General features: G+C 61.9%; 17 protein-coding genes. 12 read left to right on the top strand and 5 right to left on the bottom strand.

The annotated features are described in order from the left end of the window. Positions 1 to 7: 7 nt before the first annotated feature. From D1227_RS12645 to D1227_RS12605, 9 genes are all read left to right on the top strand, one after another. Positions 8 to 616, top strand: a complete 609-nt coding sequence (locus D1227_RS12645) for a hypothetical protein (protein WP_119404279.1) — start codon at positions 8 to 10, stop codon at positions 614 to 616. Beyond that, positions 616 to 5,265, top strand: a complete 4,650-nt coding sequence (locus tag D1227_RS12640; protein ID WP_119404280.1) for an aminomethyltransferase family protein — start codon at positions 616 to 618, stop codon at positions 5,263 to 5,265. Before D1227_RS12645 ends, D1227_RS12640 begins: the two co-directional genes overlap by 1 nt. 20 nt (positions 5,266 to 5,285) lie before the next feature. Next, the gene (locus D1227_RS12635; RefSeq protein WP_119404281.1) at positions 5,286 to 5,591 is read left to right on the top strand and encodes a hypothetical protein; all 306 of its coding nucleotides are present in this window, start codon (positions 5,286 to 5,288) and stop codon (positions 5,589 to 5,591) included. Next, a complete protein-coding gene (locus tag D1227_RS12630; RefSeq protein WP_119404282.1) occupies positions 5,588 to 5,938 on the top strand; it encodes a hypothetical protein in 351 nt (116 codons plus the stop codon). Before D1227_RS12635 ends, D1227_RS12630 begins: the two co-directional genes overlap by 4 nt. Before the next feature lie 2 nt (positions 5,939 to 5,940). After that, a complete protein-coding gene (locus D1227_RS12625) occupies positions 5,941 to 6,516 on the top strand; it encodes a M15 family metallopeptidase (protein ID WP_233349769.1) in 576 nt (191 codons plus the stop codon). Between the two features lie 102 nt (positions 6,517 to 6,618). Next, on the top strand, positions 6,619 to 7,146 hold the full coding sequence (locus tag D1227_RS12620) for a hypothetical protein (protein ID WP_119404283.1): 528 nt from the start codon (positions 6,619 to 6,621) through the stop codon (positions 7,144 to 7,146). 75 nt (positions 7,147 to 7,221) lie between these two features. Continuing rightward, positions 7,222 to 7,536 carry a hypothetical protein gene (locus D1227_RS12615; protein WP_119404284.1) on the top strand — a complete coding sequence of 105 codons (315 nt, stop codon included), beginning with the start codon at positions 7,222 to 7,224 and terminating at the stop codon, positions 7,534 to 7,536. A gap of 98 nt (positions 7,537 to 7,634) precedes the next feature. Continuing rightward, the gene (locus D1227_RS12610) at positions 7,635 to 8,054 is read left to right on the top strand and encodes a hypothetical protein (RefSeq protein ID WP_119404285.1); all 420 of its coding nucleotides are present in this window, start codon (positions 7,635 to 7,637) and stop codon (positions 8,052 to 8,054) included. After that, positions 8,051 to 8,368, top strand: a complete 318-nt coding sequence (locus D1227_RS12605; protein WP_119404286.1) for a hypothetical protein — start codon at positions 8,051 to 8,053, stop codon at positions 8,366 to 8,368. Before D1227_RS12610 ends, D1227_RS12605 begins: the two co-directional genes overlap by 4 nt. A gap of 57 nt (positions 8,369 to 8,425) precedes the next feature. Here D1227_RS12605 and D1227_RS12600 read toward each other — a convergent pair whose 3' ends face one another. Continuing rightward, a complete protein-coding gene (locus D1227_RS12600; RefSeq protein ID WP_119455251.1) occupies positions 8,426 to 9,139 on the bottom strand; it encodes a hypothetical protein in 714 nt (237 codons plus the stop codon). Positions 9,140 to 9,560: 421 nt separating this feature from the next. On the opposite strand from D1227_RS12600, the gene D1227_RS12595 reads away from it, so the two are divergent. Together D1227_RS12595 and D1227_RS12590 are read left to right on the top strand one after the other, a co-directional pair. Next, positions 9,561 to 9,764, top strand: a complete 204-nt coding sequence (locus D1227_RS12595) for a hypothetical protein (RefSeq protein WP_119404288.1) — start codon at positions 9,561 to 9,563, stop codon at positions 9,762 to 9,764. Beyond that, positions 9,761 to 10,213, top strand: coding sequence for a GIY-YIG nuclease family protein (locus D1227_RS12590; protein WP_119404289.1), 453 nt, complete (start codon positions 9,761 to 9,763; stop codon positions 10,211 to 10,213). The genes D1227_RS12595 and D1227_RS12590 overlap by 4 nt, the downstream gene beginning before the upstream one ends. Positions 10,214 to 10,548: 335 nt before the next feature. Here D1227_RS12590 and D1227_RS12580 read toward each other — a convergent pair whose 3' ends face one another. From D1227_RS12580 to D1227_RS12570, 3 genes are all read right to left on the bottom strand, one after another. Next, positions 10,549 to 10,833 carry a hypothetical protein gene (locus tag D1227_RS12580; protein ID WP_119404290.1) on the bottom strand — a complete coding sequence of 95 codons (285 nt, stop codon included), beginning with the start codon at positions 10,831 to 10,833 and terminating at the stop codon, positions 10,549 to 10,551. A gap of 263 nt (positions 10,834 to 11,096) precedes the next feature. After that, positions 11,097 to 11,501: a thermonuclease family protein gene (locus D1227_RS12575; protein WP_119404291.1), complete on the bottom strand. Its 405-nt coding sequence runs from the start codon at positions 11,499 to 11,501 to the stop codon at positions 11,097 to 11,099. Between the two features lie 182 nt (positions 11,502 to 11,683). Then, positions 11,684 to 12,652, bottom strand: coding sequence for a M20/M25/M40 family metallo-hydrolase (locus tag D1227_RS12570; RefSeq protein ID WP_158586645.1), 969 nt, complete (start codon positions 12,650 to 12,652; stop codon positions 11,684 to 11,686). Between the two features lie 74 nt (positions 12,653 to 12,726). Here D1227_RS12570 and D1227_RS12565 point away from each other — a divergent pair, with 74 nt between their 5' ends. After that, positions 12,727 to 12,960 (top strand): BolA family protein, encoded by a 234-nt coding sequence (locus D1227_RS12565; protein WP_119374706.1) that lies wholly within the window; start codon positions 12,727 to 12,729, stop codon positions 12,958 to 12,960. 3 nt (positions 12,961 to 12,963) lie between these two features. On the opposite strand, the gene D1227_RS12560 is transcribed toward D1227_RS12565, so the two are convergent. After that, complete coding sequence (locus D1227_RS12560; RefSeq protein ID WP_119404922.1) at positions 12,964 to 13,680, bottom strand: PAN/Apple domain-containing protein; 717 nt, start codon at positions 13,678 to 13,680, stop codon at positions 12,964 to 12,966. Positions 13,681 to 13,737 lie beyond the last annotated feature (57 nt).

Below are 13,737 nucleotides of genomic sequence, written 5' to 3'. Positions count from 1 at the left end.
GTCTCCCATGAGCGCAGGCGAGCAGGCGCCCTGTCTCGGCATTATCGAGGCGGTATGGCAGCGCAATGAAGTCCAGACCGAGACTGTCTCCAACTCAGGCGAGGCGGACACGATCGAGATTGGGGAACCGTTCTGGTCGATCGATGTGAAGGTCAACATCAAGGACCGGGCGCACTTCGAGACATGGGACAGCTTTCTCGCGCGCCGGCGTCTGCACGATCTCACCTTCACCATGTGGCGGACGTTCAAGCCGCGCCCGCGCGACACGTCGATCACATCCGATGCTGGTCTCGGCGTCTCCTCCATCAGCGTGGCCAACAGCACGATCACGCTGTCGGGCTATGGCGCGGGCAAGAAAGCCCATCCGGGCGACATGATCTCCTACATCACCGCAGGCGGCGGCTACTGGATCGGGCAGGCGACCGCTGAGGCGACGGCTGATGGGTCGGGTGTCATCACCATCCCGGTCTGGCCTCGCCCTGTGACGGCGCACGCAACGCCTGCGGTTCGCCGCATCCAGGCGCTGGGCGAGTTCCGCCTGTCTGACAAGCCGCGTATCCGTGAAGGCCACAAGAACTGGTCGATCGATTTTGAAGCCCGGCAGGTGCTGCGCTGATGGCCCGGATTTCGCGCTGGTTCCTCGACATCACGCTGGACGCAGAGACGCTGCACTGGTGGTCGGGTACCGGGACCATCACCTTCGAGAGCAACACCTATACCGGGCTAGGCGACCGCTGGACGCCGCCGGACAGCCTGAAGCGCAAATCCTCGCTCAAATCCGAGAAGATCGATCTGGAGTTCGACAGCTCCCGGCAGAGCGACAATTCCGACCCCATCGGCGGGCTTCTCGATGAGAAGTGGCGCAACCGGGCGATCAGGCTTCGCAGACTGGCATGGGACGCAGGCGACGGGCCGGATGATGGTGACGTGCTCGAAGACGAGCGCGGCCGCATCCGCAATCTCTCCGACACGCTGCAGGCTGGAAGCCCGGCAATTGTCTCCATGGAGATCGAGAGCGGGGCGCTGGCCTATCTCGAACGGCGCATGGAGACCCGGTCTCCCGCCGGTCAGCAGCGCGTGTTCGCGGGCGACAAGGGCTTCGACCTCATTGCGAAGCTCGAAGGCAAGACGCTTGCCTGGCGCACGAAGCACAAGAAGGCCGGCACAGTTCAGTATGAGCTGCAGGAAGAGTATGAACCCGCGCCGCGCGAACTCGTGCTCGGCCGCTTCGCGAAGACAGGCAGCTTCGTCGCTGCATGGACGCATCAGCAGCAGAACAAGTCTCTCACGCGCATCTACGCGATTGCCGACCACCGCATCAACAAGCTCGACAAGGTCTGGATCAATGGCGACCTCCTGATCGACGGTGCGCTCTCGCATGGTGTGCGCACCGAGATCACGGCTCTGCGCTCCGGTGGCCCGCGCGCGTGGATCACCTTCTATGATGGCCGCCCGGACCAGACCGCCGACAGCTTCCTTCAGTCCGTCGAACCGACATGGACGAGTGCGCACAGGCTTCGCGGTGTTGCCTATGTGATCATTGATCACCGCTGGGACAGCGACCTCGCCAACGCCTACGACTACCGCTTCGGCGGCGAGGGCGCGCGGCTCTATGACCGGCGGCTCGACACCACCGCTGGCGGCTCCGGCTCGCAGCGCTGGGATGATCCTTCGACATGGACCTACACCACGAACGCGATGGTTGCCGCAGACCACTACCGTTCCGGCATCCGTATCATGTCCGGTTCGTCAGCCATGTGGTTCGGCGTGGGAGAGGCCGTCGACGCGGTGCCTTATGCGGAATTTGCAGCGCTGGCTGACCACAGCGACGAGAACGTCGCTCTCAAGGCTGGCGGCACGCAGAAGCGCTACGAGGTCAACGGCGTCCTCTCGGCCGCCGACGATCATGCCAAGAACCTCGAGAAGATCGCGCGCCAGATGGCGGCAAGGGCCATCGACCAGGGCGGGCGCATCGCCTTCCGGCCCCCGATCGAGCGCACGCCTGTTATCACGCTCACCGATGGTGACCTGAAGCGCGGGACAGAAAGCGTTGCCGACCCGGGCGGGCTGATCGATGACATGGTCAACACGCTCTCGGGCCGGTTCATCAATCCCGATAACGACTACAAGAAGGACGATTACCCGGAAGTCTCGATCAGCTCTTATGTCGATGACGACAATGGCGAGATCAGCGACACGCTCGACCTCGACCTCGAAATCAGCGGGGAGCGGTCTCAGCGGATTGCCAAGCTGAAGATCGAGGACAGCCGCCGCATCTTCCAGCTGACCGAGACCTACACCGTGAAGGCGCGCGTCATCGAGCCGGGTGAATGGTTCGTGCGTGAGAGCGCGATCCGCGGCTTTCCATCCGGCAAGACCTTTGTTGCCGATGAAGTCACCCGCTTCCTCGATGGCAGCATCGAAGTTGTCGCAACAGAAATCGATCCGGCCCAGCTGGTCTGGGATGAGGGGACGGCGGTCGACCTGTCGGCCCCGCCGAGTTTCGATCCGCTCACCCTGCCGGACATTGATCCGCCGAGCGTCACGGCGACAGCGGTCGAGCTGGGGAGCGGTGGAAACCTGACACCGGGAATCCAGCTTGCTGTCACGCTGCCGGCCGATCTCGACGACATCATCGCTGACCGCACCGAAATGGAGTACGGCTTCTCGGACGGGGCCAGTTCTCCGGGCATCTCGGGGGAGTCCTTTGTCCTCGACTTCGACCCGCGCCGCTCGACACTGGTCTACGCGGGATTCCAGCCCTCGCGGGACTATGTCTTCCGCTTTCGCGGCGTGGAGAACCGTGGCGATGACGGCAAGCGCTATGGGGAGTGGTCCGACTTCCAGGAAGTGACCACCACCGCGAACGCGACCGCAACCAGCTCAGGTAGTGCGGCCGCTGTCCCTTGGTCCGGCGTCACGAATGATGGCGGCAAGCCTGACGATAATGCCGATGTGACGGGCGACAACACGGCGGCGGCAATTGCTGGGCAGGGCAGCGGCGCAACCGCGAACTCCCTTGAAGACCTGAATGCTAGCGATGCTGCTGCTGTGGTTGCTTCATATGCCTTTAGGCCGAGCGCGCGAACCTGGTCCGCATCGTCCTTTAGTATTCCGGGTGGCGCTGTTGACGCGAGCATAGGGCCGAGTGGCGGCGCAGTCAGCACCGGCAACACCGGAACGGCAGGCCCTAAGGCTGATTTTCCTGTCGCTGGCAAGGTTTATCGAGTGCGTGCGGCCATTATGGCAACAGCGTCAGATGGCACATGGAATCCGCATATTATTGCATGGAATTTCGATGAGGCGGGCGACAAATACCCGAGTGACGTGAGTCACTTCAGCGTCGTTCAGTTTGCCGAAGAGACGTCAACCGGCGAAATTGTTGAAGTTGAATGGCTTTTCAAAGATAGCACCGTTTCAATAGATGAAACGGCGACCTCATTAAGAGCGGGGGCGTCTCGCGTTCGTTTTACGGCTGGCATTAGAAATGGCGGCGTTTCGGCGTCGGCAGAGACTTTGTGGCTTACTGTTGAAGAGGTTTCAATATTCGAGTCCTTGCGACCCGCAGAGGCGGGCGCAGATGTAACTTCAGGCAACACCGCAGCCGCGATAGCTGGCCAAGGGGCCTTTGCGACGAAAGATAGCGTTGCTTACGGCTCCGGCTATCTGACGGGCTTCGGTTCACTTGCCGCGCTCGCCTTCACGACACTCGGCTCGAATGTCCGCCTTGAAGACGGCAGCACAAGCGCGACGGATGCGCTCTTGCGCACGTCGCTAGGAACAGCGGCGGCGTTTATCGGCCAAGGTGCGCTGGCCACGCTGAGTAGTCTTGCGTACGGCGATGCAGAACTTACAGGGTTTGGCTCCATCGCCGCGCTTTCACAGATAGCGCTTGGCTCGGCTTACCTGAAGCGCGAAGACGGCACGACCAGCCTTACGGATAGTCTTGTCGTTACCTCGCTTGGCACGGCTGCTGCGATTGATGGGCAGGGTTCGGGCGCGACGGCTGACACTCTCGCTGACTTGAATGCAGACGATGCTGCGGCGGTAATCGGCAGCCTGACGTCCGGCCCGACCGCGCGCACCTGGACGAAAAGCACAGTCGGAGCGCTCGACTCCCTGCCAGATGCCCCGATCAACGCATCGGGTGCGCTATCGGCCAATGGCAATAACAGTGAAGGCGGCCCGAAAGCCGATTTCCCGGTCAGCGGGAAGGTCTACCGCGTGCGCGCAGGCGTCCGGTCCCTGACGAACGAAGGGAGCTGGAATCCGCAGATCATTGCGCGCAGTTATGATGAAGACGGCGTGGCGCTTTCGCCGAATTTCACTGTTTACCTTGGCGGTGCGGAGACAGGCTCCGGGACCGACATTGTCGAGGTTGAATGCTACTACGCAGAGTCCACGACCGGGTTGCCAGCGAATAGTGCCGCGCTCCCGGCGGGTGCTGCAAGGGTCCGTTTCAGCGGCGGCATCCGGAACGCTGGCGCAAGCGCAACCGGCGAAGTTGTCTGGGTCCAAATCGACGAGGTGTCGCTCTTCGAAAGCCTGAGACCCGCCGAAGCGGGTGCCGATGTCACCAGCGGGAACACAGCCGCAGCAATCTCCGGCCAAGGCGCGCTCGCAACCCTGTCCAGCCTCGCCTATGGCGACTCGGAACTCACCGGCTTCAACGTCCTCGCCACACTCACCCAGATCAGTCTCGAAAGCGCCTACATCAAGCGCGCCGACGGCACGACGACGCTCACCGAAAGCCTTGTCATCACGACGCTGGGCGTGGCGGCCTCGATCACTGGGCAGGGCAACCAGGCCACGGCAAGCAATGGGCGAGGCAATACAGCCGCCCGCCCGGCCAGCACGGGAAGCTGGGCAGGCTACGCGAACACCGAAACGAACACTGTGCAGTGGGACGTGCCGGGATCCGGCTGGGTAGATGTCGCGTCTCTGCCGGCCGACAACAACTTCGCTGCCAGTTATGTCGATAGCAGCCTCACCGGATCGCGCAGCGGCGCCGGCACGGTGGTGGCGAGTACGAACATCAACATTTCCGGCGGCGCTGGATCCTATGAAGCGCGCACCGAGCTCTATCCCGACTCCCTGACACCGAAGACCGCCATCACAAGCTCGGTAACATCAGACAGCACTGTGCAGCTGACCGCCACGTTCACTGGTGGTGGCCAGACCGAGACCGGGCGCTTCGAAACCACCATCACGGACGGTGATGGCCGAGTCCGCCTCCTGCGCGGCTCCTACAGCTTCTCCTCCTAACAAACCCGAAAGGAAACCCGATGAAAACGCCTGCCCTTATCCTGGCGGCGGCGCTCACCTGTGCGTGCGCGTCCGCCGATATCCGCGACCGTGAGACTGTAAGCCAGTCCGTGATCGTTCCGGAGGTCTACAACGCCGAGACGGCACAGAAGGCCTACGACACGCTGCGCATCGCTGCCGAGCGCGCCTGCGAGCATACCGACCACGCCTACACCTACCGTCACCGCAAGGCGGACACCAAGCGCTGTGTGGCCGAGGCCATCGAAAGCGGCGTGGAAAGCGTGAATGACCCCCGCCTCACCGCCATCCACGAGGCCGCACAATGACATATCCGCAGACAATTCAGGCGGTCACCGACAAGCTGAACGCAGTCGCCTATGCGGCCAGCTCATCGCTGTCGACCGAAACGCAGCAGGCGCTCATTGCGGCGGCGGCTCATCCGTCCGTGGTAGAGCGCTGCCACAAGGCCATCGCGGCGCTGCATCCGGTCTTTGATGCAGATGGCGCCAGCATGGATCAAAGCGCCCGCGAACTGCTTGCAGGATCAATCCGGCTTTGCAATGAAAATGCATGGGCAGCACGCGGCGGGATCGATTACCCGGGAACGCTGGCAGCGGTGATTGCGACCCTGCCAGCCGCTGACCCGGTCGAAGAAGATACACCGGCAGAATAGCCATGCGCCTCTTAGCCCCCATCCTGTTTCCGCTCGCCGCCTTCGGGCGGCTTTTTTCTGCCCGGAAACCAGAACAGGACCAGCCCCAAATGTCAGGCTTCAAACTCGGATCGCGTTCGCGCTCTGAGCTTACCGGTGTGCACCCGGAGCTCGTCAAATGCGTTGAGAAAGCTATTGCGGTAACGACACAGGACTTCAGTGTCCATGATGGAATCCGGTCTCCCGCAGAACAGCGTGAGATGGTCGCGCGCGGTGCTTCAAAGACGTTGAACTCGAAGCACCTGACCCAGCCGGACGGCTACGGCCATGCCGTGGACCTCGTGCCGTATGTCAACGGCAAGCTGCGCTGGGAGTGGCCGCTTATTCACCCGGTCGCCGCCGCCATGGCCTACGCGGCGCACTCTCTGGGCGTGCGCATTCGCTGGGGCGGGGACTGGCTTTGGCTGGTCGACGAAGGCGAAGACCTCCCGCCGACTGCTGCCGAGTTGGAAGCTCGCGTCAACGCCTATGTCGATCATCGCCGCTCGCTTGGACGGTCTGCATTTATCGACGGCCCCCACTTCGAGATTCATCCCTGACCCACCCCGAATGCCCGGCCCTGCATCGGCCGGTCTGCCGACCCCGTCCGCCATCAGGCAGGCGGGCTTTTTTGTGACTGAAACCCCGAAAGGAAACTCCCCATGTCACCTATCAAATATGCGATGCTGTTTGGCATCCTCGTGCTCGGCCTCGCGTCCTGCGTCGCCTGTACACAGCTCAACGATGTACGCTCGAAAGTCGGCCTGCCGCCGGTCGCCGACATCTCGGCGGCGTGCGAGACCCTGCCAACCGAGACGGCGGAAGCCTCGGAAATCGCCCGCACGGGCAACCGCGTGGCCTGTGAGGCCTTTGCAGGCCTGCTCGGCTATGAAGTGGCCCAGCAAAGCGTGATCAGCCTGCAGGAAGCCGCTGACGGCTCTGGCGACGAGGCCCTTATCAAGGCCGCGATCAAGGCCGGCGAGATCGAGGCGAAGGCCGCGCCGGTCGCCCAGGCCCTCAACCGGGCGATCGATGCCTTTGTTTACCTGCACGGTGAGGTCGTCCGCTACGAGGCTGAAGGTGTGCCGCCACCCCAGACGCTGCTGATCGAAGCGGCGGCTGCCTATGGCACGCTCACCGACAAATGGGCGGCCGCGAAGCCGATCTTCGACCAGCTCGGCGAGATCTAGCCCCGAAGGTCTGGCGGCTGCGCGCCGCCAACGCCAACCCACCAAAAAAACCTCCTATCCTGAAAGGATATTCCCATGGCTATCAATCTTTCCGCCTGGCTGACGATGATCGATCGCGCGGTTACTGTCGCTCGAATCTTCGAGGGCCAGAACAAGGTGATCGACACCGCCCTCGAAATCGTCGAGAGCGCCACCCGCTACACGCGGCTTGGGCTCCAGCTCGACGAGGACATGGCCGCCGCCGTCCAGGAAGCGGCCGATCTCCTGCAGCAGATCATCGACGAGAAGGGCCAGGTCGACGCGGCCGCGCTGGATGCGCAGCTCGAGCGGCTGAAGGCCAACTCTGCGGAGATCTCGGTCAACACCGAAAAGCTCAAAGCCCAGCTTTGACGCCCGCCGACGCCTGATAGGCAGGCGTCAGGGAGCAGCCGGGCAGGGGCATGGGGGCTGTCTGCCCGGCTGCGTTTCTCTCCAAGCGGAGGTGAAAAATGATCGCGATGGTCCACGACCTTACGCAGTTCATCATCATAGTCGTCTACCTTTTCGTCGCCCTCAGCGGGCTCGACGCCCTGTCGGCGCTGCATGCCCGTGCGCCGTTCCGCGCTGTAAAAGCGGCGAGGATCCTCGGCGGCTACCTTCTCGCGCTGCTCTGTCTGCGCCGGTATGAATGGCCAGCTGACAATGGCGTCAAACATGTCTGGTTCTTTGCTGCCGTGGTCTCGACCATGGGCGGCATCGCCATGGCGACTCTCAACATCGAATACCTGATTGCCCGTTCCGGCGACCGGCTGGGGACACTGACCTCGCTTCGCTGGCTGGCAGCCCACTTCGCCGCCGGCATGGCGGTCATCGGTTTCCACGCGGCCCTCAGATCAGGCGCAATCAACAAGCCGGAGCCTCAAGAATGAAACACCTGCTACAGCAGCTGGGCGAAATGTTCTTCCTCGCCTGCGCCGCGGTCGGGGCCGGGTACCTGGTCCTGAGCGAATGGCAGAGAAAGCCGCGCCTGGCCTTTTCGGGTGTGCTGTTTGCGCCAGCGGTCGGCTGGGCTCTTCTGCGGGTGAGCTGGTTTCCGGCCGATCTCGTGCCCGTCGCTGTCCTGCTGGCCGCCATCACCGCGCCGACAACCTTGCTCTGGCTGCATGGAAAGACGTTGCGCGAAGCGCTGGAGGACGTTCTCAACGCGGCAAAGCGCCGGAAGAGAGACGGCGAAGACCAGTAAGGCCACCGACATTTCAGGCATGAAAAAGCCCCCGGCCTTGCGGCTGGGGGCTCTTTTTTATGCGCGAGACCTCGCTTTGACCTTGGCCCACGCTTTCTGATCCCGTTCGTCCATCACCTTCGGTTTGAAGACATGGACGTTCTTGCCTTGGGGCACAGGGACGCGCTGGGGCGATTCCTGCGGTTCGGGGCGGTGTGTGCGTCCCAGTCCGCCAAAAAGCATCAGCAGGGCGAACTGAGCGGCCGCGAAGGCCGACATGACCTGCCAGAGTTCGAAGCGGGTCGTTTCCGATGCTTCGAGTTCGGTCTTCAGCAGGGTGATATTCTCGCCAAGCTTTTCCTGCGTGTCCAGGTAGGTGTCCTTGTTTCGGATCTCCCCCGTCGCGCTCGGATTGGGCAGGGAGACCAGCTTGTCCAGCATCGCGTCGTAGCGAGCCTGGGCCTCTGTCGCCCCATTCGTCAGCCGATCCAGCTCTTGCAGCCCGTAGGCGTTCTGGACGCAATCGAGCCCCATGAAGATGAAGGCCCCGACGAACATCGCAGCATTGCGCTTGATGCCCGCAGCGATCGCTCCGAAAGCGCCGGCGAAGGACACGGCGACGGAAAGCCCAATCAGGCCCCAGCGTACCGCATCCGGCTGATCGGCCAGCCTCACATGCCAGTAAAGGCCGGAGACGAAGGCAAATCCCGCGGTGACCGCAAGCAGGACGGCACCTGCTATCAGGATCAGTGTTGCGCCGGCCACCCCGGCGCTGGTAGGTTGTTTCGTCATTCGAAACTCCATTGAATGTCAAAGAGCCGAGAGGGATGCGACCCCTCTCACCTCAAAACCCGGCCCGCTAGAAAGCGGGTCCGGGCGAGGCGGTTAGCGGCGCTTGATTCCTGCGAGACCACCGGCAACGGTGAGAACGACGAGGATAGCGCCGAAGAGAAGTGTTCCAGTCATTTCAGGTCCTTCGGTTTGGCCGGTCACCCGGCACCCCGAAACCCCACCGCCATGACGCGAAGTGGGGCCGGGACTTACTTTTTCTTCTCCTCGAAAAGCGCCTCGAAAAACGCGGTCCCGATTGTGAAGGCGACCAGGGAAATCATGATGGTCGTTGCTGTCATCAGAGTGTCCTTTCCTGTTCTGATAGGGTTAATGTAGTGCATACGTAGTGCATGGTCAATGGGGTATTGCAAAAAAGTTTGCAATGCACTACATATTTTTCATGAGCACCGATTATGTCCCCCGTTCGTTTAGGTTCACGCCTGAAGAGGCCGAACTCCTGGATCAACTGAAGGAAGAGTATGGCAGTTACAAAGCCGCTCTGATGGCCGGGCTCCGCTCGCTCAAAGGGGAGAGACAGCCAGTCACAAAAGCCGATGTTATGGCGTGGGTGGAGCAGCAAAAATGAACAGCTACCTCTACATCATGGAAGCACCTGATGCGATCAAGATTGGCTATTCGCACTCGCCAGTTGATCGCCGTGCCTCTGTTGCGACTCAATGGAAGGTGCCGCTCAACCTCAAAAGGACCTATCGATTAGGGGACGATCCGGCATCTGCAGAGGCGGCGGTGCATGCAAAGCTCGCAGGCTTCCGGCGAAACGCCGAATGGTTCGAGTTGAGTGTCGAAGACGCCCATGAGACGATCTCTCGGATGGGTTTTGAGGAGTGCGACCCGCCGAAATCAAAAGCGTCGGTATTCCGGTTTTCCGATGATGAGTTGCGCCTCCTGGAGCGGCACGCGCAGACCTATGGGAGCCTGAAGGGGGCACTCATGGCGGGGCTACATGCTCTCGACGCCGAGCGGCCACCGGTCACAAAGGCCGACGTCCTTGCATGGGTAGAGGAGCACGGGTGACCTCTCAGCTCGCCGGCGCGTTGGCTGCGGCAGTGGTCTTCCTGGTCTGGCTGGTCCTGACGATCCACCGGCGGCCGCGCCGCTAGTCGTTGGCCCAGCCGCCAACCGATGGGGCGGGAGGCTGAACCTTGCGCGTTTTAGAGTCCAAGTGACGCTGAACCGCCTTCTCCACGATCTCCGCAAGCTCGGATGCCGCTCGATCGCCGATGGTTGGATTCCGGTCCCGAAGGCCGGCCCGCACGCGCTTTGGTGCGGACCGGATTGCAACATAAATAGTGGTGCGCAAGTCGCTCATGGCGTGTGTAAACACCAAGAACAAAACATGCACAACCGTCTTATTGGTTCCAGTTCCTCTGGATCCGCTGCTCGGTGAAGTCGTTGACGTTGAACCAGTAGGCAACGTTCGTCGCAGCATCGACGACGTAGAGGCTGTCATTCTGGTCCATCACGCTCCAGATAGCTTCTCCGACTTCTTTTGGCGTGTACGGGCTTTTGAGGTACCAGAATGAATAGTGGACCTTGGCGGGAACGCCGAGCCTCTCCAGCACCTTTTTGATAGCGTCGTATTTCTGCCCTGGTGAGTACAGGTCGTAGGAAATGTGAAGGTTGTGCTCTGCCATTTTTTCCTCTCATGGCGCAGACCGAGAGGACTTGACCGGCTTGGCGGCTTTCACCAGTCTGGTGGAGGCGCTAGTCGCCAAGCCCCCTCGGGGATTGATACAAGAGCCCGTACTGATCGCCTTCCAACGCAAATCGGTGCGGGCTCACCCCTCAAGCTTTCCGAATTTGTTCTTCTCGGCAAGAGGGATGGTTCGGAGTGTTGCGCGCGCAACGTTGCAGTTGCATTAACAAATGGTTTACGCCCCGCGGCGCGGAAGGCACATCATCGCCCACTGCACCACGCCGGCTTCGGATCACCGCCATCATAGTCCCAGCGCCTCAGGACGCCGCGTCCGACCATCTCGTCGCCGACGTTTCGGCCATCGACAAAGAGATCCACGACAAGGCGTCCGTATCGGTCCTCGCCATACTCCTTGCCGAAATAGGCAAACTTGCCGCGCGTGAACTCGACGACCTCTTCCTTCGCCTCGTAGCCCAGCTCTCGCTCATGCTCGCATTCGGCTCCGCCATAGGCACCGACACCGCCCGTTTCTGGCGCGTCGACCCCGTGAAGCCGGAAGTCCTGACCGTTGAGCCGCCCGCTGTCACCGTCCGACCAGTAGAGGGACGAAGTCGACTCCGGAGCGCAGGCGGCGAGAAGAAGCAGGGCGGGAAGTAGCTTTTTCATGGCCGGGATATGGGCACAAATTTTTCCGTCAAACAATAGGATGTTCTGCAAGTGTTCTCGGCTTTTGAGGCTGTGGAGTGACGGAAAAAATCGGAATGAACTGCAGCATCTTCAACAGTGTGCGCATGATCCGCCGATAGGTTACGAAAACCTTTCCGGTTTCCTTCTATCGCACCTCGTCCCTATTGCTCGGCCACCCACTGGTCGGCGGCCTCGGCCATCAGGATCACGGTATCGACACAGCGCGCAAACGTGACCGGGTCGATCTTGTCGAAAGTGTCGCTTGGTTGGTGATAGTCGGGATGATCCTCGACACCGAGATAGATGATCGGGATACCGGCGCGCAGAAAGGGGGCGTGATCGGACTGTAGCGACCAGTCCTGCTCGCCCCATTCCGGACTGTCATGGCCGCGCTTCAGCGTGATTGGCGCGCCTTCCGCGACACTGTCGATCAGCGGGACGAGGTCAGGATAGTGATAGCCGCCCACGGCATAAAGCTCGCCCTTGTCGGCGCGCGCGACCATGTCGAGGTTGAGGTTCAGGGCCAGACGGTCCTTCAGCGTTTCCGGCATGGCCTGGACGAAATAGGCCGATCCGGTAATGCCTCGCTCCTCGGCATCAAAAAAGACGAAGACAATTGTGCTTTCGGGCGGATTGGCCTTGAACCAGGCTGCCGTCTCCAGCAGGGCGGCCACGCCGGACGCGTTGTCGTCGGCGCCGTTGTAGATTTCGCCGCCATCCATGCCGAGATGATCGTAGTGGGCGGACATCACAATGACCGGCGCATCCGCGCCGAGGTTGCCTTCAATAGAGGCGATCAGGTTTGTGCCGCGCACTTCCAGGTTCGGCTGGTCGAACCGGCCTGCGGCGAAGGGCGCCTGGTAGCCATTATCGAAGTACGGGTCGACGCCCAGTGCCTGCAATTGCTCCACGATCAGGGCCTGCGCTTTCAGGTTGCCGGGCTCGCCTGTACGGCGTCCCTCGAATTCGTCCGATGAGAGCGTTTCGAGATTGGCGATGGCGCGTCCGGCATCATGATACGCCGCCTGGTATCCGGCCGGTTCGACCGGCGCGGCAGGGGCCTGCTCTGCCGCTGGCGCATTCGAACAGGCAGCCAGCAAGAGCATAGCAGCGAAGAGGGATCGGATCATCGGGAAGGCCTCCACAGGAACTGGCTTGACCCTAGAGAGATTGAACGCCATGTGCCAGCCGAAGGAGACAGCCGATGGCCATGGATCGTGCAACACTTGAAACGCATCTCAAGGAAGCGTTCCCGGACGCAGAGATCACGCTCACCGACCTTGCTGGAGACAATGATCACTGGCAGGCGGAAATCGTGTCGGAGCAGTTCAAAGGCGTCTCGCGCGTCAAGCAGCACCAGATGGTCTATGCCGCGCTGAAGGGAAAGATGGGCGGCGAGCTGCACGCCCTTGCTCTCAAGACAAGCGCGCCCGCCTAGGCCTCAATTTTCAGAATCTTCGGTTTCGGCCTCTTCGGGAAGCTGACCGGATGGCAGGCGGCCCTGCAGCCCCGCATTGTCCTTGTAGTCGGCTGGAAGCGTTTCCAGGTGCTGGACCGAATACACCGGAATGCCGTCCTGGCGGCGCCTTGGCAGTGGCCGCGTGCCTTCCGGCGGCAGCGTGTAGGTTCCCGACTCCTCGCTGCGGCGCAAGCCAGGCCAAGGCCGGTCGGCATCACCGATCGAAGCCGGCTGAGCGGGCAGTGGCCGGCGATCCGGTTCATCCATTCGTTGCTGCTGGATACTACCCGTCGGCGCGGGTCTTGGCGCGGCAGGCTGTGCGACAGGCGGGCGGGCTTCGGCCGCTTGCGGCTGTGAGGGGGGCGGGGGCGTGTAGGCCACGCTGACTGGGGCGCTCGATCGCTTCACAATGCCTGAGATGGCGGCGACGCGTTCGACAGGCGGGCCGTCGACCGACTTCAGTTCACACTTCGGCCCGGCCCGGAAGGTCGGCGGCGTCAGTGACCAGGCACGGCATTGCGCATCACTTTCGCAGGTCGCCGCGCAGGCGTCAGGCGTCGAGCCTCGCAAGGTCGCATAGGTTCCAGCCGGGCGGTATGTATCTCTCTCACGGGCCGGCCCGTTACCGTCCGCTGCTGCTGGCAGGATTGCCAAGGCCAGCATCGAAAAGGATGCAAGGGTACGGATCTTCAGGGACATTTACGCGCGCTTTCAGACCAAACCGGTCTCCCGATTTATCAGTCCAGCCCTTAAGGA

Origin of the sequence: Henriciella mobilis, assembly GCF_003576315.1 — a bacterium.
In the GTDB taxonomy this organism is placed as follows: domain Bacteria; phylum Pseudomonadota; class Alphaproteobacteria; order Caulobacterales; family Hyphomonadaceae; genus Henriciella; species Henriciella mobilis.
Note: the sequence above shows the minus strand (reverse complement) of the source record. Positions and strands in the feature narration are given on the sequence as shown.